Origin of the sequence: Amycolatopsis echigonensis (assembly GCF_002846615.1) — a bacterium.
GTDB lineage: Bacteria > Actinomycetota > Actinomycetes > Mycobacteriales > Pseudonocardiaceae > Amycolatopsis > Amycolatopsis echigonensis.
Genome location: NZ_PJMY01000003.1, coordinates 881595 through 907751, shown reverse-complemented (window position 1 = coordinate 907751; position 26157 = coordinate 881595). Strand labels below are relative to the sequence as shown.

The 26157-nt window shown below is 69.5% G+C and carries 30 protein-coding genes; 25 read left to right on the top strand and 5 right to left on the bottom strand.

Features of this window, described 5'->3' with window-relative positions:
• The first annotated feature begins 28 nt into the window (after positions 1-28).
• The 17 genes from ATK30_RS08760 to ATK30_RS08685 all read left to right on the top strand — a co-directional run bounded on the left by ATK30_RS08760 (position 29) and on the right by ATK30_RS08685 (position 13334).
• Positions 29-751, top strand: a complete 723-nt coding sequence (locus tag ATK30_RS08760) for a CPBP family intramembrane glutamic endopeptidase (RefSeq protein WP_101435142.1) — start codon at positions 29-31, stop codon at positions 749-751.
• A 104-nt stretch (positions 752-855) separates the two neighbouring features.
• Positions 856-1647, top strand: coding sequence for a CPBP family intramembrane glutamic endopeptidase (locus tag ATK30_RS08755; protein WP_167441863.1), 792 nt, complete (start codon positions 856-858; stop codon positions 1645-1647).
• A 187-nt stretch (positions 1648-1834) separates the two neighbouring features.
• On the top strand, positions 1835-2278 hold the full coding sequence (gene rpsP, locus ATK30_RS08750; protein ID WP_009074451.1) for a 30S ribosomal protein S16: 444 nt from the start codon (positions 1835-1837) through the stop codon (positions 2276-2278).
• Positions 2275-2514: an RNA-binding protein gene (locus ATK30_RS08745; protein WP_003103110.1), complete on the top strand. Its 240-nt coding sequence runs from the start codon at positions 2275-2277 to the stop codon at positions 2512-2514. Before rpsP ends, ATK30_RS08745 begins: the two co-directional genes overlap by 4 nt.
• A 25-nt stretch (positions 2515-2539) precedes the next feature.
• Positions 2540-3055 (top strand): ribosome maturation factor RimM, encoded by a 516-nt coding sequence (gene rimM / locus ATK30_RS08740; protein WP_101435140.1) that lies wholly within the window; start codon positions 2540-2542, stop codon positions 3053-3055.
• 10 nt (positions 3056-3065) lie between these two features.
• The gene (locus tag ATK30_RS08735; RefSeq protein ID WP_244194561.1) at positions 3066-3773 is read left to right on the top strand and encodes a hypothetical protein; all 708 of its coding nucleotides are present in this window, start codon (positions 3066-3068) and stop codon (positions 3771-3773) included.
• A 4-nt stretch (positions 3774-3777) separates the two neighbouring features.
• Positions 3778-4524, top strand: coding sequence for a tRNA (guanosine(37)-N1)-methyltransferase TrmD (trmD, locus tag ATK30_RS08730; protein ID WP_101435139.1), 747 nt, complete (start codon positions 3778-3780; stop codon positions 4522-4524).
• 197 nt (positions 4525-4721) lie between these two features.
• The gene (gene rplS, locus ATK30_RS08725) at positions 4722-5090 is read left to right on the top strand and encodes a 50S ribosomal protein L19 (RefSeq protein WP_037366629.1); all 369 of its coding nucleotides are present in this window, start codon (positions 4722-4724) and stop codon (positions 5088-5090) included.
• A gap of 31 nt (positions 5091-5121) precedes the next feature.
• Positions 5122-6048: a signal peptidase I gene (gene lepB, locus ATK30_RS08720; RefSeq protein WP_101435138.1), complete on the top strand. Its 927-nt coding sequence runs from the start codon at positions 5122-5124 to the stop codon at positions 6046-6048.
• 95 nt (positions 6049-6143) lie between these two features.
• Positions 6144-6932, top strand: coding sequence for a ribonuclease HII (locus ATK30_RS08715; RefSeq protein ID WP_101435137.1), 789 nt, complete (start codon positions 6144-6146; stop codon positions 6930-6932).
• On the top strand, positions 6929-7252 hold the full coding sequence (locus tag ATK30_RS08710) for a DUF2469 domain-containing protein (protein ID WP_003096226.1): 324 nt from the start codon (positions 6929-6931) through the stop codon (positions 7250-7252). Before ATK30_RS08715 ends, ATK30_RS08710 begins: the two co-directional genes overlap by 4 nt.
• Positions 7253-7494: 242 nt before the next feature.
• The gene (locus ATK30_RS08705; protein ID WP_101435136.1) at positions 7495-7875 is read left to right on the top strand and encodes a YraN family protein; all 381 of its coding nucleotides are present in this window, start codon (positions 7495-7497) and stop codon (positions 7873-7875) included.
• Entirely contained in the window at positions 7875-9386 is a 1512-nt protein-coding gene (locus ATK30_RS08700) for a YifB family Mg chelatase-like AAA ATPase (RefSeq protein ID WP_101435135.1), read from the top strand. The genes ATK30_RS08705 and ATK30_RS08700 overlap by 1 nt, the downstream gene beginning before the upstream one ends.
• A 534-nt stretch (positions 9387-9920) precedes the next feature.
• On the top strand, positions 9921-10136 hold the full coding sequence (locus ATK30_RS44645) for a hypothetical protein (protein WP_143271361.1): 216 nt from the start codon (positions 9921-9923) through the stop codon (positions 10134-10136).
• Entirely contained in the window at positions 10133-11305 is a 1173-nt protein-coding gene (dprA, locus tag ATK30_RS08695) for a DNA-processing protein DprA (protein ID WP_101435134.1), read from the top strand. Before ATK30_RS44645 ends, dprA begins: the two co-directional genes overlap by 4 nt.
• Before the next feature lie 51 nt (positions 11306-11356).
• On the top strand, positions 11357-12376 hold the full coding sequence (locus tag ATK30_RS08690) for a tyrosine recombinase XerC (RefSeq protein ID WP_376772295.1): 1020 nt from the start codon (positions 11357-11359) through the stop codon (positions 12374-12376).
• Positions 12351-13334, top strand: coding sequence for a FliA/WhiG family RNA polymerase sigma factor (locus ATK30_RS08685; RefSeq protein ID WP_183127709.1), 984 nt, complete (start codon positions 12351-12353; stop codon positions 13332-13334). The genes ATK30_RS08690 and ATK30_RS08685 overlap by 26 nt, the downstream gene beginning before the upstream one ends.
• A 152-nt stretch (positions 13335-13486) precedes the next feature.
• On the opposite strand, the gene ATK30_RS46075 is transcribed toward ATK30_RS08685, so the two are convergent.
• Positions 13487-14002: a murein hydrolase activator EnvC family protein gene (locus ATK30_RS46075; protein ID WP_376772297.1), complete on the bottom strand. Its 516-nt coding sequence runs from the start codon at positions 14000-14002 to the stop codon at positions 13487-13489.
• Positions 14003-14651: 649 nt separating this feature from the next.
• Here ATK30_RS46075 and ATK30_RS08675 point away from each other — a divergent pair.
• The 6 genes from ATK30_RS08675 (at position 14652) to ATK30_RS08650 (ending at position 19928) form a co-directional block, all read left to right on the top strand.
• Positions 14652-15236, top strand: coding sequence for a hypothetical protein (locus tag ATK30_RS08675; protein ID WP_101435132.1), 585 nt, complete (start codon positions 14652-14654; stop codon positions 15234-15236).
• Positions 15237-15592: 356 nt separating this feature from the next.
• The gene (gene rpsB, locus ATK30_RS08670; RefSeq protein ID WP_101435131.1) at positions 15593-16483 is read left to right on the top strand and encodes a 30S ribosomal protein S2; all 891 of its coding nucleotides are present in this window, start codon (positions 15593-15595) and stop codon (positions 16481-16483) included.
• 82 nt (positions 16484-16565) lie between these two features.
• The gene (gene tsf / locus ATK30_RS08665) at positions 16566-17381 is read left to right on the top strand and encodes a translation elongation factor Ts (protein WP_101435130.1); all 816 of its coding nucleotides are present in this window, start codon (positions 16566-16568) and stop codon (positions 17379-17381) included.
• Between the two features lie 96 nt (positions 17382-17477).
• A complete protein-coding gene (gene pyrH / locus ATK30_RS08660; protein ID WP_101435129.1) occupies positions 17478-18224 on the top strand; it encodes a UMP kinase in 747 nt (248 codons plus the stop codon).
• 49 nt (positions 18225-18273) lie between these two features.
• Positions 18274-18831 carry a ribosome recycling factor gene (frr, locus tag ATK30_RS08655; RefSeq protein ID WP_009074501.1) on the top strand — a complete coding sequence of 186 codons (558 nt, stop codon included), beginning with the start codon at positions 18274-18276 and terminating at the stop codon, positions 18829-18831.
• A complete protein-coding gene (locus ATK30_RS08650; RefSeq protein WP_101435128.1) occupies positions 18831-19928 on the top strand; it encodes a phosphatidate cytidylyltransferase in 1098 nt (365 codons plus the stop codon). Before frr ends, ATK30_RS08650 begins: the two co-directional genes overlap by 1 nt.
• 4 nt (positions 19929-19932) lie before the next feature.
• On the opposite strand, the gene ATK30_RS08645 is transcribed toward ATK30_RS08650, so the two are convergent.
• Positions 19933-20775, bottom strand: a complete 843-nt coding sequence (locus tag ATK30_RS08645) for a VOC family protein (RefSeq protein WP_101435127.1) — start codon at positions 20773-20775, stop codon at positions 19933-19935.
• Positions 20776-20885: 110 nt separating this feature from the next.
• Here ATK30_RS08645 and ATK30_RS08640 point away from each other — a divergent pair, with 110 nt between their 5' ends.
• Positions 20886-21698 carry a class I SAM-dependent methyltransferase gene (locus ATK30_RS08640; RefSeq protein ID WP_244194560.1) on the top strand — a complete coding sequence of 271 codons (813 nt, stop codon included), beginning with the start codon at positions 20886-20888 and terminating at the stop codon, positions 21696-21698.
• On the opposite strand, the gene ATK30_RS08635 is transcribed toward ATK30_RS08640, so the two are convergent.
• On the bottom strand, positions 21644-22300 hold the full coding sequence (locus ATK30_RS08635; RefSeq protein ID WP_244194559.1) for a PadR family transcriptional regulator: 657 nt from the start codon (positions 22298-22300) through the stop codon (positions 21644-21646). The two genes, ATK30_RS08640 and ATK30_RS08635, sit on opposite strands and share 55 nt — an antisense overlap.
• Before the next feature lie 172 nt (positions 22301-22472).
• On the opposite strand from ATK30_RS08635, the gene ATK30_RS08630 reads away from it, so the two are divergent.
• Positions 22473-24125 carry a glutamate--tRNA ligase gene (locus ATK30_RS08630; protein ID WP_101435126.1) on the top strand — a complete coding sequence of 551 codons (1653 nt, stop codon included), beginning with the start codon at positions 22473-22475 and terminating at the stop codon, positions 24123-24125.
• 39 nt (positions 24126-24164) lie between these two features.
• Here the strand turns inward: ATK30_RS08630 and ATK30_RS08625 are convergent, their stop codons facing one another.
• Both ATK30_RS08625 and ATK30_RS08620 read right to left on the bottom strand, forming a co-directional pair.
• Positions 24165-24809, bottom strand: coding sequence for a response regulator transcription factor (locus tag ATK30_RS08625; protein WP_101435125.1), 645 nt, complete (start codon positions 24807-24809; stop codon positions 24165-24167).
• Entirely contained in the window at positions 24794-26002 is a 1209-nt protein-coding gene (locus ATK30_RS08620) for a sensor histidine kinase (protein WP_244194558.1), read from the bottom strand. Before ATK30_RS08620 ends, ATK30_RS08625 begins: the two co-directional genes overlap by 16 nt.
• Between the last annotated feature and the right edge of the window lie 155 nt (positions 26003-26157).

Here is a 26157-nt window from a genome sequence, read left to right as displayed (position 1 = left end):
CCACAGCACAGGCACATAGCGTGAACCCGTGGCCGAAGACCGTGGGGGAAAGCGAATTCTGGGTGCCCATTGGGCCTTCGCCGCGTTCTTCTTCGGCGTAGCCGGCTACTACCTCGTCACCCTCCTCACCTCGGCCGCGTTCAACCGGCACGTCGGCGACGACGACCCGGTCGAGGCGTACGCGGGACCGTTGCTGCTGCTGGCTTTCCTGCCGAACCTGGTGCTCGGCCTCGGCCCGGCGATCGCCTCGCTGCGGTACGGCTCCGGCCTCGAACGCGACTTCGGGCTCCGCGTCCGGGGCCGCGACCTCCGGATCGGTCTCGCCTGCGGGTTGCTCGCGCTCGTCGTCGGCTTCGTGCTGAACGCCGCCGAAATCGCCGTCTTCGGCGGCGACGAGGTGTCCGACAGCCCGCTCACCGACCTGCCCGACGTGTCCGGCGGCAGCACGCTCTGGCTCGTCACGACCGCACTGGTGCTGGTGATCGCCGTCCCGCTCACCGAGGAACTGCTTCTGCGCGGGGTGCTGTGGAACGCCCTGCTGCACTACAAGATCCCGCCGTGGGTGGTGCTCGTCCTCACCTCGTTGATGTTCGCGCTGCTGCACGGCGAGACCACGCGCACGATCGCGCTGTTCGGCCAGGGTCTGGTCCTCGGGCTGGCGCGGCAGTATTCGGGCCGGACGTCGGCGAGCGTGCTCGCGCACGCGGCCAACAACCTGCCGCCCGCCGTCCTCCTCTTCACCGGGCACTGAGGGCAGGCGGGCGATGCGGAAGCCGGTGACCAGCCGAGTACTGTGCGAAATCATTTCGGCCGCTAGGCTCGACCGGTGAGCAGAGCGAGCACGGGGAGGCGGGCGTGACCACATCACAGCCCGGTGAACCCCTCTCTCGCGCGCTCTCCCCGGAGGACTTCGTGGCCGAACCGACCGCGTTCCCGGCGCATCGCTGGGGATTCGGGGCGTTCCTGCTGGTCGAGGCGGTGCTGCTGGCGTCGGCCGCGTTCATCGGCGCACTGTCCGGGCCGACGGCTCCGGGCAGGCCGCTGCCGATCAGCACGGTGCTGCTCGGCACGATGCTGCCCACCATGATCGCCGCCGGCGTCGCGGTGCTGATCACCGTCGTCCGCGGCAACGGGCCGAAGCTCGACCTGCGGCTCGAATGGCGCTGGGCGGACGTCTGGACCGGCCTCAAATTCGGCATGCTCGGCCTCGTGCTCACCTCGCTGAGCGCCTACGTGTGGACCCAGCTGGTCGGCACGGCGGACGCGACGTCGGCGATCAGCGCGCTGGTCGACGACCGCAAGATGTCCGTGCCCGCCGCCGCGGTGATGTTCGGCTACCTGTGGCTGCTCGGGCCGATCTGCGAGGAGATCATCTACCGCGGCCTGCTCTGGGGAGCGGTCGAGCGGCTGCAATGGCGCAGCGAGCGCTGGGGCCGGATCGCCGCGTTCCTGCTGTCCACCGCGGTCTTCGCGGCCAGCCACCTGGAACCGCTGCGCACCACGCTGCTGCTGGTGATCTCGATCCCGATCGGGCTGGCCCGGCTGTCCACCGGACGGCTGGCCGGCAGCATCGTCGCGCACGCGGTCAACAACTTCCTGCCCGCGGTCGCGATCCTGCTCGGCGCGCTCGGCCTCGCGTCGTTCTGAGGCCCGGCGGGGCCTGCGCGGGAGCCCCTGCGCAGGCACAACGACGCATCTGGCAGAATGTTTGCTTGCCCGCTTCCGCCGGACCCTCTCGCCGTGTGGAAGCTCCTGACCTCCGGGCACCGCGAGCCTGTCCCCACGGGCTCCGCGCGCGCCCTGCACCACACAGCACTGAGGAGTACCCACACCCGTGGCCGTCAAGATCAAGCTGCAGCGCCTCGGCAAGATCCGTGCGCCGTACTACCGCATCATCATCGCCGACGCGCGCACCCGCCGGGACGGCAAGGCCATCGAGACGATCGGCAAGTACCACCCGAAGGAAGAGCCGAGCTTCATCGAGGTCGACACCGAGCGGGCGCAGTACTGGCTGGGCGTCGGCGCGCAGCCGACCGAGCCGGTCCAGCGCATCCTCGAGATCACCGGCGACTGGCAGAAGTTCAAGGGCCTGCCGGGCGCCGAGGGCACCCTGAAGGTGGCCGAGCCGAAGCCGTCCAAGCAGGACCTGTTCAACGCGGCCCTGGCCGCGGCCGGCGAGGAGCCCTCCACCGAGGCCGTCACGCCGAAGAAGAAGTCGGCCCCGAAGAAGGCCGAGGCCGAGAAGGCCGAAGCTGCTGAGGGCGAGAAGTCCGAGTGAGCTTCCTCGCCGACTCCCTCGAGCACCTGGTGCGCGGGATCGTCGACAACCCGGACGAGGTCCGGGTCGAGCTGCTGACCACGCGTCGTGGCCGCACGCTCGAGGTGCACGTCCACCCCGACGATCTCGGCAAGGTGATCGGCCGGGGCGGGCGCACCGCGACCGCTCTGCGCACCGTGATGGGCGGCATCGGCGGCCGCGGCGTCCGGGTGGACGTCGTCGACACCGATCGCTGATCCGGATTCTCGGAAACGGTCAGGTATGGACGTCGTAGTCGGCCGTATCGCGAAGGCGCACGGCATCCGCGGCGAGCTCGCGGTCGACGTGCGCACGGATTCGCCGCAGGAGCGGTTCGCGATCGGTGCGGTCGTCACGACGAAGCTGCGCGACGGCAGCACGAGAGAACTCACCATCGCAGCCGCCCGCGAACATAGCGGGCGGCTGCTGGTGCGTTTCGAGGAAGTGCTCACGCGCGACGTCGCGGAAACCCTGCGCGGCGCCCTGCTGCTGGCGGACACCGACGCGCTGCCGCCCACCGGCGACCCGGACGAGTTCTACGACCACGAGCTGGCCGGCCTGCGCGCCGAACTGCTCGACGGGACCGTCGTGGGCAAGGTCGTCGAGGTGGTCCACTCGCCGGCCGGGGAACTGCTCGAACTCGATCACGACGGGCGCTCGGTGTTGGTACCGTTCGTCCGCGCCATCGTCCCGGTGGTGGACGTCGCGGGGGGCCGGGTCGTGCTCGATCCGCCCGAGGGCCTCCTCGACGCCGAGTGAGGGGGAGCTCGTGAAGTTCTGGATGAAGGCCGGCTTCGCGGCTGTTCTGGCCACCGCTTTCGCCGCGCCGCCCGCGCAGGCCGCTTCGCCGGTGTACGGCGATTTTTCGCTGATGTTCCAGCGCAGCGCTGGCCAGTACGCCCCGCCGGGGGAGAAGGCGTTCCAGTGGGCGTGGTCGCCGCAGTCGGCCACCGAATCGCAGATCACCTGGGGTGACCCGGTCACGTGGCCGCCGGCGACCGCTGAGCACTTCGTCCGCTCGGGCGACTGGGTGCTGCTCGACGGCTGGGACGGCAACGGCACCTACTACTCGCAGCGGGTCACCGAAGAGTCCGCATGCGACGGGGCCCAATGCACGGCGATCCCGTCCGACGGCGGCCGCCAGCACTACGTGCGCTGGACCGTGCCGTCCACCGACTACCGGCTCGTCGCGCGCGGCACGATCACCAGGCAGAGCTCGGGCAAGGTCGTCCACTTCGAACACCTGCAGACGTGGGGCGCGCCCGCTCCGTGCTCGAACGCCCGTTTCGGTGCGCGAACCTGCATTACGCAGACCGAGACGTGGTCGGACGACAACGGGCTGCCCGCCGGGTCGCCGATGCGGGAGACCCTGCACCGCAGCATCAAGATCGCGAAGGGGCTCGGCATGGCCTTCGCGATCGACCAGGACGTCCCGAGCCCGTGGCACGCCGAGGCCACCGAGTACTGGAACTGGTAACCGCTTGCGCATCGACGTCGTCACCATTTTCCCCGAGTACCTCGACCCGCTGCGCGCCGCGCTGCTGGGCCGGGCGATCGACCGCGGCCTGATCGAGGTCGGTGTGCACGACCTGCGCGACTGGACCCACGACGTGCACCGCGCGGTCGACGACGCGCCGTACGGCGGCGGTCCCGGCATGGTCATGAAGCCGCAGATCTGGGGCCCGGCCCTGGACGACGTGTGCGGCGAGGAGACCCGGCTCGTGGTCCCGACCCCCGCGGGAAAGCCGTTCACCCAGGAGTTGGCACACGCGTACGCGGAGGAAAAGCACCTGGTGTTCGCCTGCGGCCGCTACGAGGGCATCGACCAGCGGGTCGTCGACGACGCCGCCCGCCGGATGCCGGTCGACGAGGTCTCGATCGGCGACTACGTGCTGGTCGGCGGCGAGGCAGCGGTGCTGGTGATCGTCGAGGCCGTGGTCCGGCTGCTGCCGGGCGTGCTCGGCAACGCGCGGTCGGCGGCCGAGGACTCGTTCTCCGACGGCCTGCTCGAAGGCCCCAGCTACACCCGCCCGGAGGTGTGGCGCGACCTGGCGGTGCCGGACGTGCTGCGCTCGGGCAACCACGCGCTGATCGACCGCTGGCGGCGCGACCAGGCGCTCGAGCGCACCGCGCGGCGGCGGCCGGACCTGCTGGCCCAGCTGCCGGAGGGCAGCCTGGACAAACGGGACCGCGAGGTGCTCGAAGGGCTGGACGACCAGCCCGGATAGGCCCCGTGCGAGGTCTCCGGGGGCCTCTGCCATAATGAATCAGTTGGCGTGACGTGCGAGTTTTTACTAGGGCCAGTGGCCGGAGTAAAGGACCGCGAGGCCAACCGTGAATGCCATCAGCCCCGGGCTAGTCGCAGTGAACTCCACTGCGCGCTCAAGCTGTACGTAAGCCACACGAATACGAGGACGGACCACCGATGAACACCCTGGACGCGCTGGACGCGCAGTCACTGCGTTCCGACATCCCGGACTTCCGCCCCGGCGACACGCTCAAGGTGCACGTCCGCGTCATCGAGGGCAACCGCGAGCGCAACCAGGTCTTCCAGGGCGTCGTGATCCGCCGTCAGGGCGGCGGCATCCGGGAGACCTTCACCGTGCGCAAGGTTTCGTTCGGCGTCGGCGTCGAGCGCACCTTCCCGGTGCACTCGCCGAACCTGTCGCAGGTCGAGGTCTTCAAGCGCGGCGACGTCCGCCGGGCGAAGCTGTACTACCTGCGCGAGCTGCGCGGCAAGAAGGCCAAGATCAAGGAGCGCCGCGAGAACCGCGAGACCACCTCCGCCTCCTGAGTGACGAGTCGGCTACCGGTAGCCTGGCGACGTGGTCGAACCTGTGTCGCGGAACGCCGATGAGGACGGCCCCGAACGCCCGGAGGAGGACCAGGAACGGTCCGGCGGGCGTCGGGGGTCGCACCGGCGAGGCAAGTCCTCGAAAAAGCGGTCGTTCTGGAAGGAACTGCCGATCCTGATCGTGATCGCGCTGGTGCTCACGATCCTGATCCAGGCGTTCCTCGCCAAGGTCTACATGATCCCTTCGGGATCCATGGAGTCCACGCTGCACGGCTGCCCCGGCTGCACCGGCGACCGGATCCTGGTCGACCGCGTCACTTACGACTTCACCGACCCCTCCCCGGGGGATGTGATCGTGTTCAAGGGTCCGCCCGCGTGGACCGAGAACGAGATCGCGCCGCAGGAGTCGAGCAACATCGTCGTCCGAGCGCTGCGCGGCATCGGCTCGCTGGTCGGCTTCGCGCCGCCGGACGAGCGGGACTTCGTCAAACGCGTCATCGCCACCGGCGGCCAGACCGTCCAGTGCTGCGACAACCGCAACCGGGTGATCGTCGACGGCAAATCCCTCGACGAGCCCTACATCCACTGGGAAGACCCGAACCACCCCGTTCAGGAGTCGTTCGCCCCGGTGAAGGTCCCGCAGGGCACCGTCTGGGTGATGGGCGACAACCGCAACAACTCCGCCGATTCGCGGTATCAGGGCGGCGGCGGTCCCAACGGTGCGGTGCCCGTGGACCACGTCATCGGCAAGGCCCGCATCATCGTGCTGCCGCCGAGCCGCTGGGGCGGGATCTCGGACCACAATCCGCAGCAGAACGCCCAGCCGGTCGCGCTCGGCGCGCCCGCCTGGCAGGAAGGGCTGCCGCTCGGCATCGGCTTCGCCACCGCGGTGCCCACGCTCTTCGTCGGACGCCGCGTGAAGGCTGGCCTCCGCAAGGCGGCCGGCCGGACACGGTAAGCAGTGCGTTCCGTCGTCCGCGACTCCCGGGTGGTGTTTCGGTGACTCTCCCTCCTCCCCGTATTCCGGCAGAACCGCTCCGCCCGCCGCGCGCTGTGGTGCGCGGCGAGCTGTTCTGGGGTCTGCAAGGCGCACTCGAACGCCGCGGCCTCGGCCCGGTCGCCGGTGTGGACGAGGCCGGTGCCGGAGCCTGTGCGGGTCCGCTCGTGGTGGCTTCGTGCGTGCTCCGTCCCGGCGACGGCGCGCGACTGCCCGAGCTGACCGATTCGAAGATGCTCACCGCGAAGGCCCGGGAACGGGTTTACGACCGGGTGCTGCAACGCGCCCTCGACTACTCGGTGATCGTCATCCCCTCCGAGCAGGTGGACTTGCTCGGCATCCGGGTGATGAACCTGGAAGGCATGCGCCGCGCCGTCGCCGGTCTGCGCACCCATCCCGGGTACGTCCTCACCGACGGTTTCCCGATTCCCGGCATTCCCGCGCCGAACGTCGCGGTGATCAAGGGGGACCGCAGTGTCGCGAGCATCGCGGCGGCGTCCGTCCTGGCGAAGGTGACGAGGGACCGGATCATGGCCGGCCTGCACGAAGAGTTGCCGGCCTATGGGTTCGACGTGCACAAGGGCTACAGCACCGCGGACCATTTGGCTGCGCTGAGTGAGCACGGCCCGAGCCCGGCGCACCGCTGGTCCTACACGAATGTCGCCACTATCGCCCTCGCACACGGAGTCACTGCCCCGCATCCGGTCGTGCTCACCTACGCTGCACTGGAGAATGCCCTGGAAAATGCGGGCGGGCCGGTCCGTGCCCCGGACCGCTCGGTGGGTAAGAATGAACGCTCCGCCGCCGGAGCAGGACGAACGCGAGGAGGGGCGCGGATTTCATGAGCGCAGAGGATCTCGAGAAGTACGAGACCGAGATGGAGCTCTCGCTGTACCGCGAGTATCGCGACATAGTGGGCCAGTTCTCGTACGTGGTGGAGACCGAGCGGCGGTTCTACCTGGCCAACGCGGTGGACGTGCAGGTCCGCGACGGCGGTGGCGAGGTGTACTTCGAGGTGCGCATGTCGGACGCCTGGGTGTGGGACATGTACCGCCCCGCCCGGTTCGTCAAGCACGTCCGGGTCATCACCTTCAAGGACGTCAACGTCGAAGAACTGGACAAACCCGATCTGCGGCTCCCGGAAGACGGTCCGTTCTCGGGCTGACCCGCTCTTTCGCCACGAAGGCCACCCGGCACTGCCCGGTGGCCTTCGTCGTTCTCCGGCCGGCCCGCACACCGCACCGACAATTCCGTCGCTTCCTGTCCTTTGAGACCAGCCGCGATCCACAACCCCCGGGTTATCCACAGCTGCGCGGAATCCCCCTGGCGCGGGCGCTGATCACGTTGCGATCGTGAAAGTACACGCACCGTGATCGGCGGTGCTCACGCTGTTCGAGGGGGACCACCATGAACGACGGCCCGCACCCCGGCACGCACTGGCGCCGGACGTTCGGCCGCTGGGGCGAGGACCTCGCCGCCCGGCATCTGCAGGCCGCCGGCATGGTCCTGCTCAGCCGGAACTGGCACTGCCGCGAGGGTGAACTCGACCTGGTCCTGTCCGAAGGCGACCGGGTGATCTTCTGCGAGGTCAAAACCCGCTCCAGCACCGAATACGGCACCCCGGCCGAGTCGGTCACTCCGGAAAAGATCGACCGCGTCCACCGAGCCGCCATGCGCTGGCTCAAGGAACATCGAGTCGGCTGGTGCCGCATCCGCTACGACGTCGTGACCGTCTACGCGCCAAACGGCGAAGAGCCCGTCGTGCGGCATCTGGTGGGGGCTTTCTGATGCCGCACGCCAAAACCTGGTCCGTCGCGTTGCTCGGCATCGAAGGCCGCGTAGTGGAAATCGAAGCTGACCTAGGCGGCGGCCTCAGCCGAGTGACCCTGGTCGGCCTGCCTGACGCCGGCCTCCGCGAGGCGAAAGACCGAGTCCGCTCCGCAGTCCGCAATTCCGGCCAGTCCTGGCCGGACGGCAAAATCACGCTAGCCCTGTCGCCCGCCAACCTGCCCAAAATGGGCTCCGGCTACGACCTGGGCATCGCGGCCGCGGTCCTAGCCGCCATCGGCGCCGTCCCAGGCCGGAAACTCCTGCACACCATCCTGCTAGGCGAACTCGCGCTGGACGGCCGAATCCGCCCCGTGCGCGGTGTCCTCCCCGGCCTGCTGGCCGCCAAAGCCGCCGGTCACGAACGCGCCGTAGTACCGACTGAATCCTTAGTTGAGGCCGCCCTCGTAGACGGCCTGGAAGTCTCCGGCGTCACGCGCCTGGCCGAACTCATCGCCTGGCTGAAAGACGAAGGCGACCTGGAACCTCCCGCCGCTCCCACAGCTGTCGCGCCTGCGGCAGTCCCCGACCTAGCCGACGTAGTAGGTCAACCGGAAGCCCGCTGGGCCCTGGAAGTCGCCGCGGCAGGAGGCCACCATCTCCTGCTCACCGGCCCGCCCGGCGTCGGCAAAAGCATGCTCGCCAGACGTCTCCCCGGTCTGTTGCCGGACCTCTCCCCGGACGAATCCCTGGAGGTAACCGCCATCCACTCCGTAGACGGCTCCCTGTCGAAGTCGTCTCCCCTGGTGACGGTCCCGCCATTCGTCGCGCCGCACCACTCGATCAGCCCGCCAGCCCTCATCGGCGGCGGCACGGGTCTGGCCGCTCCCGGTGCCATCAGCCGAGCCCACCGAGGCGTCCTTTTCCTAGACGAGGCCTGCGAATTCGGCAACCAACGCCTCGACTCGCTCCGCACCGTCCTAGAAGAAGGCGAAGTCCGCATCGCCCGGGCCAAAGGCGTCGTCCGCTATCCCGCCCAGTTCCAGCTAGTCCTGGCCACCAACCCCTGCCCCTGCGCCCCTCCCCGGGAAACCGACTGCACCTGCTCAGTAACCACCCGCCGCCGCTACCTCTCGCGGCTCTCTGGCCCCCTCCTGGACCGAGTAGACCTTCGCGTCCGTCTACGCCCCCTGACCGCGATCTCCGCCCATCAATCCACCACCCCCGAACCCTCCTCAGCCGTCCGAGCCCGAGTCCTAGCCGCCCGAGACCGCGCCAAACACCGCTGGCACGAACACGGCTGGCAGTCGAACACCGAAGTGCCAGGCCCCGTCCTTCGCCGTGACTTCGCCTTGCCGCCGCCCGCGACCGCAGTCCTGGACCGCGCCCTGAACCGAGGCCTCCTGACCGCACGAGGAGCCGACCGATGCCTGCGCATCGCCTGGACCCTGGCCGACCTGGCCGCCCTTCCCCAACCCGACACCGACCACGTCACCGCAGCCCTGGACTTCCGAGAACGCAAAACCGGCTAGCGCCTGGAGGTCATCCCGCCCGCCGAACCCAACGCCCAGTCCCGCTCTCGACGCCTCCCGCTCGCCCGAACCCTTGTGCAAACTCCGCCGGGGTCTTCGCCTCCTGCGCGCACAGCTGGTCGGCGGGCACGTCCGGCCACGAGGCCGCGTTGGCGGTGGCGAACGCCCGAAATCCACCCGGTCTCCGCGCGCCAGTGGCTCAACCAGACGTCCCGACCCCGGACAGAGCCGAACGCCCCCGTGCTGGCCGCGGCGAACGCGCCGAACTCAACCCGATCCCGCTCACCCAAGTCCCGATCAGATGTCCCAACCCGGCCAGACCGAATCCACCTGCGGCGAATGACCGAAACCAACCCGGTCTGTGCGCGCCAGCGGCTCGACTAGATGTCCCCATCCCGGACAGCACCGAATCGTCCGTGCTGGCTGCGGCGAACGCCTCGGGACCAACCCGGCCCCACTGACCAACGTCCCGACCAGATGTCCCAACCCGGCCAGGCAAACCCGCCGCCGGACCTTCACCGAAAGGAAAGCCCCATGTCCAACCGAGCCATCCCGCCCTCGTCCCCGCGCACCCGGCACCGCAGGCCGAAGACGCCGCAGCACAAGATCGTCCGGCATCTGCACCCGGTCCGGCGGCGGGAAGTCCGGCCCGAACATGACCCGGTCCGGGTTCGAGAACAGTTGGCGTTGCACCGGCATCTCGCAGTGGTCCGCTCCGAGAATCCTGGTGGTCGAAGAGGTGCGGCGTGAGCATCGCCGTCGAAGATCAGACTGCGGCGACCGACTCCGAGAGGCTCGCTCGCGCGTATCTGCTGGGCGTCGCTGAACCACCGGCGCCGCATTTGCTGGAGTTCGTCGGCGAACACGGCCCGGTCGCGGCAGCCGAGCGGGTCCGGGCCGGGGACTGTCCCGAGCCGGTCCTTCGTGAAACGGCTGCGCGGCGGGAATCCACGATCGCGGAACAAGATCTCGAGGAGGCCGCCAAATCAGGTGCCCGGCTAGTGGTTCCCGAAGACCACGAATGGCCCGCGTGGCCGTTGCTATCGCTGGCGGTAGCAGCCGGAAACGGTGTTAAGCACGTCGCCGCGCCGCTCGGACTCTGGGTGCGCGGCGACGCAAGCCTGGCCGAAGTCGCCGACCGTGCGGTAGCAGTCGTCGGCGCTCGGTTGGCCACGGACTACGGCGTGCACAACGCCATCGAGTTCGGTCACGCCTTGGCAACCCGACAAATACCGGTCTTCTCCGGTGCGGCCCTAGGCATCGACGCCGCCGCTCACCGCGGCGCGCTCAATGGTGGAGGCGTCACGGTCGCGCTGCTCGGCTGTGCCGTCGACTATGCCTACCCCGCGGGAAACAGAGACCTGTTGGACCGCATCGTCGCGGAGGGCGGCGCTCTCGTCAGTGAGTACGCGCCAAAGACGCCGCCCGCGCGTCATCGATTTCTGGTGCGCAACCGCCTTATCGCAGGTCTTACCGATGGCACAGTCGTTGTGGAGGCCGGAATCCGCAGTGGTGCGCGCAACACCGCCACCATCGCGGGTGCGCTCGGCAAGGTTGTCATGGCGTTGCCGGGATCAGTGCATTCGGGCAGTTCAGCCGGTTGCCACGCGCTGATCCGGGACTGCAAGGCCACGTTGGTCACCTCAGTCGACGAGGTGCTCGAAACCGTGGGCCGGTTCGGCACGGCGGCTCCCGCGGCCGAGTCGAGCCGGCGGCCCACGGACAATCTCGGACCGGAGGCGTCGAGGGTTTACGACGCGCTGCTTCCACGGGCCGGCCGGGCTCCGGAGGAGGTCGCGGAAAGCGCTGGCGTGCCCGTTTCCCGAGTTCGCGCCTTGTTGCCCGCACTGGAGGTCGACGGCTTCGCGGTGCGCGGCGAGACCGGCTGGCGGCAGATCGTCCGAACGGCCAACCGATGATGGGCGTGGCGATGCTTGACCAATGGCGATGGTTCGCGCAGCGTAATCGCCATGCCGTCAGCGAGTGCACGCAAGGACGCGGTTCCGCGTCCCGGTGGACACCGGAAACACCCGCCACGCCCCGATCTTCGTGCTCTACGCGCAGAGTTGCCGGAGTCCGCCGAGTCGGTAGTGGCCGATTACGAACGGCATCTGTCGCTGGAGCGTGGGCTGTCGCCGCACACCGTGCGCGCGTACGTCGGCGACGTCGTTTCGCTGTTGGCATTCCTGACCGTGGGGGAGGACGACCGTCTCGCGCGGCGCTTTGAGGACTTGGACGTCACGCAGCTGCGCGCGTGGCTCGCGAGGCAGCGCTCGGACGGCGCTGGGCGCACCACCCTCGCGCGCCGCGCTGCGGCCGCGCGCACCTTCACGGCTTGGGCACACCGCACCGGTTTGCTGAAGTCGGACCCCGGCGGTCGGCTGGCCGCGCCGCGCACGCACCGGACCCTGCCCGGCGTGCTCCGGGCCGAGCAGGCCGACGCGCTCATGGACGCCTCCGCGAAAGGGGCAGCCGAACGGGATCCGGTTGCTCTGCGTGACCGCGCATTGGTCGAATTGCTGTACGCGACTGGCATTCGGGTGTCGGAGTTGTGCGGACTGGACGTCGGCAGCGTGGACTTTTCCCGTCGCGTGGTTTCGGTGGTGGGCAAGGGAGACAAAGAGCGGACAGTCCCGTTCGGCGTCCCGGCGGCCGAGGCGCTGACCGCGTGGCTGGAGGACGGACGGCCTGCGCTGGCTGGGGAAACGCCGCTGACGGCGCTTTTCCTGGGCGTTCGCGGCAAGCGCTTGGACCCGCGCGCGGCACGGCGCGTCGTGCACGAGGCGGTGGCCGCGGTGCCGGGCGCAACGGACATGGGGCCGCACGGACTAAGGCATTCCGCCGCGACACATCTCCTCGAAGGAGGTGCGGATCTCAGGAGCGTTCAGGAACTGCTTGGTCACGCTACGCTGGCCACGACCCAGCTCTACACTCATGTGACCGTCGATCGGCTGAAGGCGATCCATGACCGAGCACACCCGCGGGCCTGAAGAGGCCGGCAGCGGCTCGGCCGGGGACGGCAGGGCCGAGCCGCCGGCGCACGCGCATCCGCACGAGCACGGAGACCACACTGATCAGCACGCCGAGAACGACCGTGCAATGACTTCCACATCGCAGGTCACGGAAGCCGGGGCGGCACGCCCCGGCGTGCAGGACGCCGCCAACGGGGACGGTCGTCCTGGTCAGGATGTCGACGCGGGGATTCAGGCGCTGTGGCAGCAGTTCGCCGACAAACCGGACCAGACGTCGCGCGACCGGCTGGTGCTGCACTACGCACCGCTGGTGAAGTACGTCGCGGGCCGGGTCGGCACCGGTCTGCCGACGCACGTAGACGTCGGCGACCTCGTGCAGTCGGGCATCTTCGGGCTCGTCGACGCGATCGAGAAATTCGACCCGGAACGCGGCCTGCGCTTCGAGACGTACGCGATGCAACGCATCCGGGGCGCCATCCTCGATGACCTGCGCTCCCAGGACTGGGTCCCGCGCGCGGTGCGCAGCAAGGCGAAGGAAACCGCCCGCGCCCTGGAACGCCTCGGCGCCCGCCTGCACCGAACCCCGACCGACGCCGAACTAGCCGGCGAAATGGGCATCAGCCTCGACGACCTCCGCGACTTCTACGGCCAGCTCCGCCTCACCAGCGTGGTGGCCCTGGAAGACCTTGTCGCGGCAGGCAAAGACGCTGGCTCGCTGGTCGACACTCTCCCTGACGACGGCGCCGTCGACCCGGTGGCCGTCCTGGTGGACCAGGACAACCGCCGCCAGCTCGCCGAAGCCATCGCCCAGCTCACCGACCGGGACAAGATCGTCGTCAGCCTTTACTACTTCGAAAGCCTGACCCTGGCGGAAATCGGCAAAGTCCTCGGCGTCACGGAATCACGGGTGAGCCAGCTGCACACCCGCGCGGTGATGCGGCTGCGCGCCAAGCTGATGGAGCAACCCAGCAACTGACTTCCGGGCGGCTGCGCCGACCGTGCCGCCTGCGGTGAGTGAGGCGATCCTGCCGACTGCACCGATTGCCGCGGTTGCGGCGGTTGCGGCGACCGTGCTGACTGAGGCGACTGCGCCGAGGGGCGAGGGACGCAGCCGTTATTGCCGCGGTGTCAGGGGCCTTCTGCCCACGGCTTGAGGCGTACTCGGCTGGGGGTACCGACCAGGGCGAGCGGATCGATGTATTCCGTGCCGCGGCGGGCTCCCCAGTGCAGGCAGGCGGCGGTTGGGCAGCCGGGGTGGCCTGGCGTTGCGGTTCCCAGCGGCTGGCCGCGATAGATCTGGTCTCCGGGGGCGACTGTCGGGGCGATGGGGAGGTAGGTCGTGTGGAGGCCGCCGTCGTGGTCCAGGGCAACTACTCCTTGGCCTGCTACTTGGCCGGCGAAGACCACTACGCCCATGTCCGCGGCCAGTACCTGTTGTCCGGCCGCAGCTTCCAGGTCTACGCCTCGGTGGCCTGGGCCGAACGGGGTCGTGGGTGGTTCGAAGTTGCGGGTGACGTGTGGACGGGGCGTCAAGGGCCAGGCCAGGCGGCCGGGCTCTTCCGGAGTCGGCTGGATCGGGGCGGCGTCGGCTCGGGAGGTGAACAGGGCGGCTGAGCCTGCGGACAGGGTCAATACCGTCGCCAGGATCAGCCACGTTCGGGTGGTGCTTTTTCGGTTGGGCGAGCTGAAAAGCGGGAGCTCGCCGCTTGGTCCGGCTAGGCGCAGTGGGGGGTGGCCCCAGCTGAAATCGCAGGGGAGGGAGATTCGGATCCTCGGCAGCAGGTTCGTTGCCGGTCGGTGGGATGGGCGGACGAGCCTGCGGGAGGCGAAGAGGGCGTAGCGGGTGGCGGTGCTCGCCGCGGAGGTCGCGCGGGTCCAGGCGCGGAGGAGTGCCGTGCGGATTCTACGCGGTCTAGCGGGTGGTTTGCGGTGACGGCCGCCCCGAGGGAGCGAGCGCGCTGAGACAGCGGGTGGGGTGGTGTCGCCAGGGCTCAGGAGGGCGGTGGCCGCGGATGGGTGCTGAGCGAGCAGGGCGCCGGTAGCCAGGACCACCGGGTGAGGTGTTTCCAGCGACGGCGATGCGGACGCCGACCATGGCAACGCCGACTCCGCCGACTCCGCCGACTCCGCCGACTCCGCCGACTCCGCCGACGCCGACTTCGCCGACTCCGCCGACGCCGACTTCGCCGACTTCGCCGACTTCGCCGACTTCGCCGACTTCGCCGACTTCGCCGACGCCGCGGACTTCGACATCGCCGACATTGACGATGACTGCGCCGACGGCAACGGCGACGTGGATGCGGATGCCGACAGCGACTCCGCCGACAGCGACTCCGCCGACAGCGCCGCCGACATCGCCGCCGCCGACGGCGTCGACCTCGGTGCGGATGTCGACTCCGCCAACGTCGAAATCGACGGTGACTCCGCCGTCGGCGACGCCGACATCGACGACAAAGTCGTCTTCGCCGACGGCGACGCGATCGTCGGCGTCGGATTGAGGCTGCGCGGATTGAGCGTGGGCGGATTGAGCGGTGGCGGATTCAGGCGGGGCTGGCTGAGCGACAGCAGATCAGGCGCGGGCGAATGCGACGGCGGATCGGATCGGCTGCTCGCCTCTCTGTCCGGGCGAGGAACGGGGGAGGGCGTTGAGCGGGCCGTGCTCGGTGTCGACGAGGGCGGCAGGGAAGCCGCGGGCGAGTCGGCGGGGCGGGCAACAGCGGTAGCAGTGGCAACCGTGGCAGCAGGGGCACCGGGAGCCGCGGGGGCAGCGGGGCCAGCGGGGCCAGCGGCCGCAGCAGAGTCAGCGGGAAAAGATCGGGTCGTGGTCATGTCCCCATCCTCAGCCACCGGCCGACCGGAACTCGCTGTTCAGCGCTAGTTGTCCACAGGCCGGCACAGTTGTGGACAACCCCGGGGAGGGCGAAGGCCGCCCGCAGGGACGGGCCTGGTGGCAGGGGGTAGAATCAATTCCGCAGTCCACTCGCTGGGCTGACTTCGCGTGCACATGCGCGCGTCCTCGGACGGGCCGCTTCGGCGGGAACCCGGACGGAGGGCGCACGGTGTCCGGCGGTCCCTGGGGTTTCGCACTGCCGAACCCGCGGGTCCGGGCATCGGCTGCGGCACCAGGGCTCGTGGCCTCCCGGTCGCGGGCGACTAACCGGAACAGCGCCTCCGCCGGCGGATCGAAGACCGACAGCGGGAGCGCGCGAGTACAGAGAAGGTGTGATTCCGGCAATGGCCGTCGTCACCATGAAGCAGCTGCTCGACAGCGGCGTGCACTTCGGGCACCAGACCCGTCGGTGGAACCCGAAGATGAAGCGCTACATCTTCACCGAGCGCAACGGCATCTACATCATCGACCTGCAGCAGACGCTGACCTACATCGACCGTGCGTACGAGTTCATCAAGGAAACCGTCGCGCACGGCGGCACCATCATGTTCGTCGGCACGAAGAAGCAGGCTCAGGAAGCGATCGCCAACGAGGCCGCGCGCGTGGGCATGCCCTACGTGAACCAGCGCTGGCTCGGCGGCATGCTGACCAACTTCCAGACCGTCCACAAGCGCCTTCTCCGCCTGAAGGAGCTCGAGGCCCAGGAGCAGACCGGCGGTTTCACCGGGCTGACCAAGCGCGAGATCCTCACGCTGACCCGCGAGAAGGACAAGCTCGAGAAGACCCTGGGCGGCATCCGCGACATGGCCAAGGTGCCGTCCGCGGTGTGGATCGTCGACACCAAGAAGGAGCACATCGCCGTCGGCGAGGCTCGCAAGCTCAACATCCCGGTCGTCGCGATCCTCGACACCAACTGCGACCCGGACGAGGTCGACTACCCGATCCCGGGCAACGACGACGCGATCCGTTCCGCCGCGCTGCTGACCAAGGTCGTCGCCGAGGCCGCCGCGGCCGGGCTGATGGCCCGTTCCGGCCGCAACGGCGCCTCGGCCGACGCGAAGCCGGAGACCGGTGCTTCGGACGAGCCGCTGGCCGAGTGGGAGAAGGAGCTCCTCGCGGGCTCGGAGACCGCCGCCGCCGACGCGACCGAGGCCGCCGCGGCGACCGAGACCGCCGAGACCGCCGCGACCGAGACCGCGGAAGCGACCGGCGAGCAGGCTCCGGCCAACTCCTGATCCACCCCGTCCGGGCGGTCCGCGCAGGGCCGCCCGGACGGCGCTCACCGCACACGTACCTGAAACGGACGGATTCAACACGATGGCGAACTACACCGCCGCTGACGTGAAGCGCCTGCGCGAGATGACCGGCGCGGGCATGATGGACTGCAAGAAGGCCCTCGAGGAGAACGACGGCGACTTCGAGAAGGCTGTCGAGTTCCTGCGCATCAAGGGTGCCAAGGACGTCGGCAAGCGCGCTGAGCGCGCCACCGCCGAGGGCCTGGTCGCCGGCGACGGCGGCGTCATGATCGAGCTCGACTCGGAGACCGACTTCGTCGCCAAGAACGACGAGTTCCAGCAGCTCGCGGCGAAGATCGTCGAGACCGCGAAGACGCTGAAGAGCAGCGACGTCGAGGCGCTGAAGGCCGCTGACCTGGACGGCAAGCCGGTCAACGAGGTCGTGCAGGAGCTCTCGGCCCGCATCGGCGAGAAGCTCGAGCTGCGCCGCGTGGTGTCGTTCGAGGGCCAGACCGCGATCTACCTGCACCGCCGCGGCTCCGACCTCCCGCCGGCCGTCGGCGTGCTGGTCGAGTTCACCGGCGACGACGTCGACGCCGCCCGCGGCGCCGCGATGCAGGTCGCCGCGCTGCGCGCGAAGTACCTGACCCGCGAGGAGGTGCCGGCCGAGATCATCGAGAACGAGCGCCGCATCGCCGAGCAGACCGCCCGCGAGGAAGGCAAGCCCGAGCAGGCGCTGCCGAAGATCATCGAGGGCAAGGTCAACGCGTACTACAAGGACAACGTGCTGCTCGAGCAGCCGTCGGTCAAGGACAACAAGAAGACCGTCAAGGCCCTGCTCGACGAGGCCGGCGTGACCCTGACCCGGTTCGCCCGGTTCGAGGTCGGCCAGGCCTGAGCGAGGCACTGGGACTAGGTTCTGGCACTGTGCCCCGTCTCCGCGCGTCGGGGACGGGGCACAGTCGGGTCTACCGAGGGGCAGGAGGCGACAGACATGGGTGAGGACCGGGTCGAGGGCGGGTACCGCCGGGTGCTGCTGAAACTGGGCGGCGAGATGTTCGGCGGCGGCGCGGTGGGTGTCGACCCCGACGTCGTGCACTCCGTCGCCCAGCAGATCGCCGACGTCGCGCGCACCGGGGTGCAGATCGCGGTGGTGATCGGCGGCGGCAACTATTTCCGCGGCGCGGAGCTGTCCCAGCGCGGCATGGACCGCGACCGCGCCGACTACATGGCGATGCTCGGCACCGTGATGAACTGCCTCGCGCTGCAGGACTTTCTCGAAAAGGAAGGCCTTCCGACCCGCGTGCAGACCGCGATCACGATGGGCCAGGTCGCCGAGCCCTACATCCCGCGCCGCGCGGAACGGCACCTCGAGAAGGGCCGCGTCGTGATCTTCGGCGCCGGCGTCGGCATGCCCTACTTCTCCACCGACACCGCGGCCGCGCAGCGCGCGCTCGAACTCGGCTGCGAAGCCGTGCTGATGGCCAAGGCCGTGGACGGCGTCTACACCGCGGACCCGAAGACCGACCCGGACGCGAAGATGTTCCACGAGATCAGCCACCGCGAGGTGCTCGAGCGCGGCCTCAAGGTCGCCGACGCCACCGCGTTCAGCCTCTGCATGGACAACAAAATGCCGATCATCGTGTTCAACCTGCTCACCGAGGGCAACATCGCCCGCGCGGTGGGCGGTGAGAGGATCGGCACGCTGGTCTCGACCCCCGCCGACGAGGCGTCCGCCTAGACCTGCTGGGATCAAGCTCAGGTCCGACAACACAACACCGGGAGTAGCCGTGATCGACGAGACCCTCCTCGACGCCGAGGAGAAGATGGAAAAAGCGGTGTCCGTCGCGAAGGAAGACCTCACGTCGGTGCGCACCGGGCGGGCCCACCCGTCGATGTTCTCCCGCATCGTCGTCGAGTACTACGGTGCGCCGACGCCGCTGAACCAGCTGGCCAGCGTCAACGTGCCGGAGGCCCGGATGGCGTTGATCAAGCCTTACGACCAGACGCAGCTGAACGCCATCGAGAAGGCGATCCGCGAGTCCGACCTCGGCGTCAACCCGAGCAACGACGGCAACGTCATCCGCATCGTCATCCCGCAGCTCACCGAGGAGCGGCGCAAGGAGATGGTGAAGGTCGCGAAGGGCAAGGGCGAGGACGCCCGCGTCTCGATCCGCAGCATCCGCCGCAAGGCCAAGGAAGAACTCGACCGCATCGCCAAGGACGGCGAAGCGGGCGAGGACGAGGTCGCGCGCGCCGAGAAGGAGCTGCAGAACCTCACCGACACCTACGTGCACCAGGTCGACGAGCTGGTGAAACACAAGGAAGCCGAGCTGCTCGAGGTCTGATGAGCCAGGTGAGCGAGGAACGCGACGAGCGGGTGGGCGACATCCCGCCACCGGACCCGGCCGCCGGGCCGGACCCGGTGTCGCGGCTGGAACCGGCTCCGGAACCCCCTGCCGGGCAACGGAAATCGGAATCCGCGACGAACGCGCGCGCGGAATCCGGTGCCGCGTCGGCGAAGGCGGAAAACGGGACCGGCGCGACGGCCGCGGGCGTTCCCGCGAACGGCGAACCAGCCGCGTCCGGCGGCAACCCCGGCTCCGGCGAGGAAGCCGGACCGGAGAAGAAGGCGTCCCGGGCCGGGCGCAACCTTCCCGCCGCGATCGGCGTCGGGCTGCTGCTCGGGGCCGCGATCATCGTTTCCCTGCTCACCGTCCGGTTCCTCTTCATCGGGGTCATCGCCGCCGCGATCGCGGTCGGCACCTTCGAGTTCTCCGGCGTGCTGCGTCGGGTCGCGGACACCAAGGTCGCGCTGATCCCGGTGCTGGTCGGCGGGCAGGCGATGATCTGGCTGGCCTGGCCGTTCGGCCGGGAAGGCGCGCTCACCGCGTTCGTGCTCACCGTGCTCGCCTGCCTGCTGTGGCGATTGCCCGGCGGTGCGAAGGGCTACGTGCGCGACGTCAGCGGTTCCGTTTTCGCCGCCGCGTACCTGCCGTTGTTCGGCGCGTTCGCGGCCATGCTCGTGCCGCCGCACGACGGCGTCGGGCGCGTGCTCACGTTCCTGATCGCCGTGGTCGCCTCCGACACCGGCGGCTACATCGCCGGCGTGCTCGGCGGCAAGCACCCGATGGCGCCGACGATCAGCCCGAAGAAGTCCTGGGAGGGCTTCGCCGGTTCGATGATCGCGGGCATCGCCGCGGGCGTGCTCACGATCAGCCTCATGCTGGACGGCCACGCCTGGCAGGGCGCGATTTTCGGTGCGGCCATCGTGCTCACCGCGACGCTCGGCGACCTCGTCGAATCGCTCATCAAACGCGACCTCGGCATCAAGGACATGGGCACGCTGCTGCCCGGCCACGGCGGCATCATGGACCGCCTCGACTCGCTGCTGCCCTCGGCCGTCGTGTCGTGGCTGCTGCTGTCGGCCTTCGTCCCGGCCTGAGCCGCTAGTCGTCGTACGGGTCGTCGACCTCGGCGCGGCCCACGTCTTCCAGCACCAGCGAGTGGTCGATCACCGCGAACACCGCGCCGTCCGGATCGGCGAGGATCGCGGTGCGGCCGAACGGCGTGTCGTACGGCTCGATCACGACCGAACCGCCCAGCATCAACGCCTCGCCCGCCGCCGCGTCCGCGCCTCGCGCGGGGTCGATCTCGAAGTACACGAGCCAGTGCGGGGGCGTGTCCCGGCGGTATTCGGGACCCATCACGTAGCGGTACAGCACCGCTGTGTGCTCAATGGAGTACTCGACGTAGTCAACGCTTTCGCCGTCGCCGACCTGACGGCTCGAGTAGTTGAACAGCTTGGTGTAGAAGTGGTCCGCGGCCACGCCGTCGTGCGTGTTCAGGTCCGCGCCGCTGAACGTGTTGGGCGCGCCGCTCGCGAACTGCCAGTCCGGCGGGGCTTCCCAGAACACCACGGGCGCGCCGCACGCGTCGATCGCGTGCAGGATGCTGCCGCGGTCGGGAATCGCGACCGGCCCGAGCGTCACCTGGCCGCCGAGGTGCTCCACCCACTCCGCCGCGCTCGCCGTGTGCGGCACCGCGAGCTGCAGCGTCCAGCCGGGCGCGCTGCGGGACCCGGCTTGGTATAGACCACCGGCGGCGACCCCGTCGCACGAGGCGATGGAGTACCGGCCGGTCGGCGACGCGGGGTCGCGCCGGATCTCGTATTCCCAGCCGAAAAGGCGGGAGTAGAACTCTTGTGCCCGAGCCTCGTCGTGGCACGCCACCTCGACCCAGCAGGGGAGCCCTGCCGGGATCGTGCGGGAGCCTGGCCAGCCGATCGACATTGCGCGTCTCCTCCCCGACGAGGGAGAAGTCTATGCGGCGGAGCGGGGTTCTACGCTCTGAGCGGGAAAGCCGCCGCGCCCGTCGGCGCCCCGGACCGGAGAGGAGTGCCGTGCGCTGGTTGTTCCGCGGGCCGGCGGCGTCCGAAGAAGTCGTTCCCAGCCCGAACATCTGGTACTACCAGCAGGTCTACGCCGTGGAGAACCAGGCGCAGGACGTGGACGGCGAGATCTGGCGCGTACTGCGCGAAGAGTGCGACTGGACCGGACGGGACGTGCTCGATCTCGGCTGCGGTGACGGATACCACCTGCCGTACTTCGCCGCGGACGCGCGTTCGGTGCTCGGAATCGAACCGCACCCGCCGCTCGCGCGGGACGCGGAGCGACGGGTGCGGGATCTGGAGAACGTGCGGGTCCGCGTGGGACGAGCGCAGCGGTTGCCGGTGGACGACGCCAGTGTGGACATCGTGCACGCGCGCACCGCGTATTTCTTCGGCCCCGGATGCGAACCCGGATTGCGCGAAGCGGAACGGGTGCTGCGGCCCGGAGGATCGATCGTGATCGTCGACCTCGACGTGACCAGTGAGCCGTACGGCGGGTGGATGCGGGCAGATCTGCCGCACTACGACCCGCCTGCGGTGGAACGCTTCTTCGCCGCGCACGGCTTCAACTGTCGGCGCGTACGCACGCGTTGGCGCTTCGCGGACTTCGCCGCGGCGGAATCAGTGTTGAAGATCGAGTTCAGCGCGAAAGTCGCGCAGCGGGCGATCGCCGACACGCGCCGGCTGAACCCGGGGCCGGGCGAGGTGACGCTGCCGGTGGGCTATCGCGTGCATTGCCGCGACAAGCCCACCGGCCTCGTCCTGCCCGGTCACTCGGCTGCCTCGCCGGACTCTTCGTCCTCGACCTCGCCGAGGATCGAGTAGATCGACCGGCGTGCTTCGTTGAGCACGGCCACCGCGCGGGCCTGCTGGTTCTCGCTGCCGGCGCGCATCACCTGCACGACAGCCGCGGCGAGCGTCGCGCCCGCCTTGCGCAGGTCGTGCTCGACCGGTTCGACGTCGTCGGTGAAGTGCTCCCACGGCGGCGTGCCGGTCTGCTGCTCGGCGGCGGTGCGGCCCTCGTCCGTGAGCTCGAAGAGCTTCTTGCCGCTCTCGTCGCGGCTCACGACCAAGCCTTCGTCGGCCAGCATCTGCAGGGTCGGGTAGATCGAGCCGGGGCTGGGCTTCCAGAGCCCGCCGCTGCGCTCGCCGATCTCGCGGATGATCTCGTACCCGTGCCGCGGCTGTTCCGCGAGCAGAATCAGGATCGCCGCCCGCACGTCGCCGCGCCGGCCGCGTCGCGAGCCGCGGCGTCCGCCCGGACCGTGGCCGCGTCGTCCGCGACCGCCGGGCCCGAAGGCGAACTCGCCGAATTCCCGGCCCCACGGGCCGAAGGAGGACCGGCCGTGCTGCTCGTGCTCTCCGTGTTCGTAATGTCCGCCGGGGAACGAGCGTCCTCCGGGGAAGGGGTGTCGTCGTCGGTTCATGGGTCTTGGTTTCCTTTCTCGAACTGTTGCGACACGTTCACGATATATCGGAACCGGTCGCTTGGCAACCGTACCGACAAGCCGGGGACCTGGACGACCGGGGAAGACGGCGGTCGGCGATACTCGAAGCACTAGCGAAATCACCCGAACGACCTGGGAGACCCGACCTCCGATGCTGGACCGTGCGGTCATCGACGCCCTGTTCCCCGCGGATCTGCCCGAGCCCGAGCACTGGGAACAGCGCTATCCGGCCCGGCAGCTGCCCGACGGCGCGAAGGTGACCCGGTTCGGCCCGTCGCCGACCGGCTTCGTGCACATCGGCGGCATCTATGTCGCGACGATCGACCAGGATGTCGCGCGCCGCTCCGAGGGCCGCTACCTGCTGCGCGTCGAGGACACCGACCAGTCGCGCGAGGTCGAGGGCGCGCTCGAGCAGTTCGAACGCGGCTTCGCGTACTTCGGGCTGCAGGCCGACGAGGACGCGGTGCGCGGCGGCGAGTACGGCCCGTACCGGCAGTCCGAGCGCGAGCAGATCTACCTCACCTACGTACGGCACCTCCTGCGGGAAGGCCGCGCGTACATCGACTTCGCGACGAAGGACGAGCTGGCGTCCATCACCGCACGGCAGCAGGCGACGAAGCTCCCGACGGGCTACTACGGCTCCTGGGCGATCTGGCGCGACGCCGACCCGGCCGACGTCCAGGCGAAGCTCGACGCGGGCGAGCCGTGGGTGGTCCGCTTCCGCGCGCCTGACGACACCGGGCAGCGCGTGCGTTTCACCGACGCGATCCGCGGCACCATCGAGGCCGAGGCCAACCGCAACGACGTGGTGATCCTCAAGAGCTCCGACCAGAGCCCGCGGCTGCCGACCTACCACTTCGCGCACGCGGTCGACGACCACTTGATGCGGGTGAACCTCGTGATCCGCGGCGACGAGTGGATCTCGTCGGTGCCGACCCACCAGCAGCTGTTCGAGGCGCTCGGCTTCGAGCCGATCCAGTACGCGCACATCGCGCCGCTGATGAAGCAGGAGGGCGGCAGCAAGCGGAAGCTGTCGAAGCGCAAGGACCCGGAAGCGTCCGTCGACTTCTACCTCGAAGCCGGCTACCCGGTTCCGGCGGTGCTGTACTACCTGCGCGGCCTGGCGAACGGACGGCTCGCCGAAATGCCGCTCGCCGAAGCGCTCGACGCGCCGATCAACCTCGACGAGTGCGGCGTCGCCGGTCCGCTCGTGGACCTGGTGAAGCTGGACGACCTCGCCGCCGACTACGTCGCGACGCTGTCCGGCGAGGAGATTCTCGCGTCGGTGCTGGAGTGGGCGGAGCGGTTCGACCCGGAGCTGAAGGCGGTCCTGGAGTCTTCGCGCGAGCTGGCGCTGCGAGCGCTTGCGGTGGAGCGCGAGGGCGTCGAGAACCCGCGCAAGGACCTGAAGAAGTGGAGCGAATTCCGCGCCGTCTACGGGTTCTTCTTCCCGCAGCTGCACCAGGCGGCGACCGGTCCCGACGACGAGCGGATCGCGGCGCTCGGCGTTCCGGCGGACGTCGTGCGCGCGGTGGCGTCGGACTTCGTGTCGGCCTACCAGCAGCTCGACGACGGCCAGGAGTGGTTCCAGCAGATCCGCGACGTCGCGGCGAAGCACGGATTCGCCAAGAACGCCAAGGAATACAAGAAGGACCCGGACGCCTACCCCGGTTCGATCCGCGAGGTGTCGCAGATCATCCGGATCGCGATCACCGGGTCGACCCGCAGCCCGGACCTGCACGCGATCACGCAGGCGCTGGGCGCGGAGGAAACGTTGCGCCGCTTCGACAATCTGGTCGGCTGACGCCTCGACGGCCCGCACCGGAGCCGGTGCGGGCCGTTCTCACGAGTTCAGATACGTCAGCACCGCCAGGACGCGCCGGTTGCCGGTGTCGTCGTCGGTGATGCCGAGTTTGCCGAACAGCGACGTCGTGTACTTGCTGATCGCGCTTTCGCTCAGGAACAGCCGTCCGGCGATCGCCGCGTTCGACAGGCCTTCCGCCATCAGCTCCAGCACCGAACGCTCGCGCTCGGTCAGCGAGCCGAGTCGCTGGTCCGGCGACCCGCTCGTGAGCAGTTTCGAGATCACCGCCGGGTCCATCGCCGTGCCGCCGGCCGCGACGCGTTCGAGGGCGTCGATGAACTGCTCGGCCTCGAAAACGCTGTCCTTCAACAGGTATCCGACGCCGCTGGCCCCGTCGGCGAGGAGCTCGCGGGCGTAGAGCTGTTCGACGTGCTGCGACAGGATCAACACCGGCAGTCCGGGCGTCTCGCGTCGCGCGGCGAGGACGGCACGCAGGCCCTCGTCCGTTTGCGTCGGCGGCATCCGGACGTCGACCACGGCGACGTCCGGCCGGTGTTCCCGCAGTACGGCGACGGTTTCCGGACCGGTCGTCGCGGTCGCCACCACCTCGTGGCCGTACGCCTGCAGGAGCCGGACGAGGCCGTCCCGCAGGAGGTAGAGGTCCTCGGCTACGACGATGCGCATGGCACCATCATCCACGCTCGGGTCGGCCCGCCCTCCGGGCTGGTGATCTCCACGGTGCCGTCGAAGACCGCGAGGCGGCGGCGCAGTCCGGCGAGCCCGCCGTCCGGACGGATTTCCGCCCCGCCGAGTCCGTCGTCCTCGACCTCGGCGCACAGCCGATTCCCTTCCCGCAGAAGGGAAACCCGCACGTGTGACGCGCGTGCGTGCTTCACCGTGTTGGCGAGCAACTCGGCGATTCCGAAGTACAGCGCGGATTCGATCGGCGGATCGGGCGGCTGCGGCAAGTCGGCCTCGACGGTCACGTCCACCGGCAGGTCCATCGCCATCGCGCGGACGGCGTCGACGAGGCCGCGTTCGTTCAGCACCGGCGGGCTGATGCCGCGGACCAGTTCGCGTAATTCGGTGAGGGAGGTAGCGGCACCGGCGCGGGCGTCGCGCAGCAATTGCTTGGCCTGCTCGGGATTGGTCTCCATCAGCTTCTCCGCCGTCGCCAGGGCGAGGCCGAGCGCGACTAGCCGGGCTTGCGCGCCGTCATGCAGATCCCGTTCGATACGGCGGATTTCGGCGGCTTGCGCGATCGTCGTGTCCGCGCGCAACGCGGTCAGCGTGTCGACCCGGTCGGCCAGCTCCATCTTCGCGGACGCGCCCAGGAACCGCGTGGCTACCGGGACGACGCTCCGCCACGCGTACGGCGCGGTCGCGATCGTGACCAGCAGACCGGCGAAGTATCCGCTGGGAAGGTTCGTCAGCGCCAGGAAGGCCGCGACGAGGCCGAGCAGCGGCACGAGCGCGACCAGGCCGAACGAGAACGGCGCGATGAGGAGGAATCGCAGGTCCCGCCAGTTCGCCGGGTCGTGGCGCCAGTTCTTCCGCCGCTGTTCGCGCCGGGCGTCTTTGCTGGTGCGCGAATAGGAGTGGCCGTTCCACCAGTATCCGGTCGACAGCTGGGTGACCGGCGGCAGCTCGCGGTATCCGGGCGGGAGCACGACGCCGGTCCAGCCGGCGACCAGCGCGCGGGTCATCCGGCACACCGGCCGCGCCAGCAGCAGCGTCCCGATCGCCGCCCAGGCGACCGGCGCGATCCACGCCCACGGGCCGCCGCCCCAGAACAGCCACAGGCCCACCGCGGCCGCCCACACCGCCGGGACCAGCATGGCCACGCCCGCGGCCTTGGCGGCTCGGCCTAGTCCCACCCCGCACCCGCGTAACCAGGACCGTAGTAATCGCATCGGTTCGCCCCCTCGTTCTCCGGCTTCACGGTCCACTGTGCACCACGAAACACCGGATTCCCGCCACCGCGGGACAGGAGTGGGTCCAGGCCCACCCCCTTGTGCGTCCAGGCGCATAC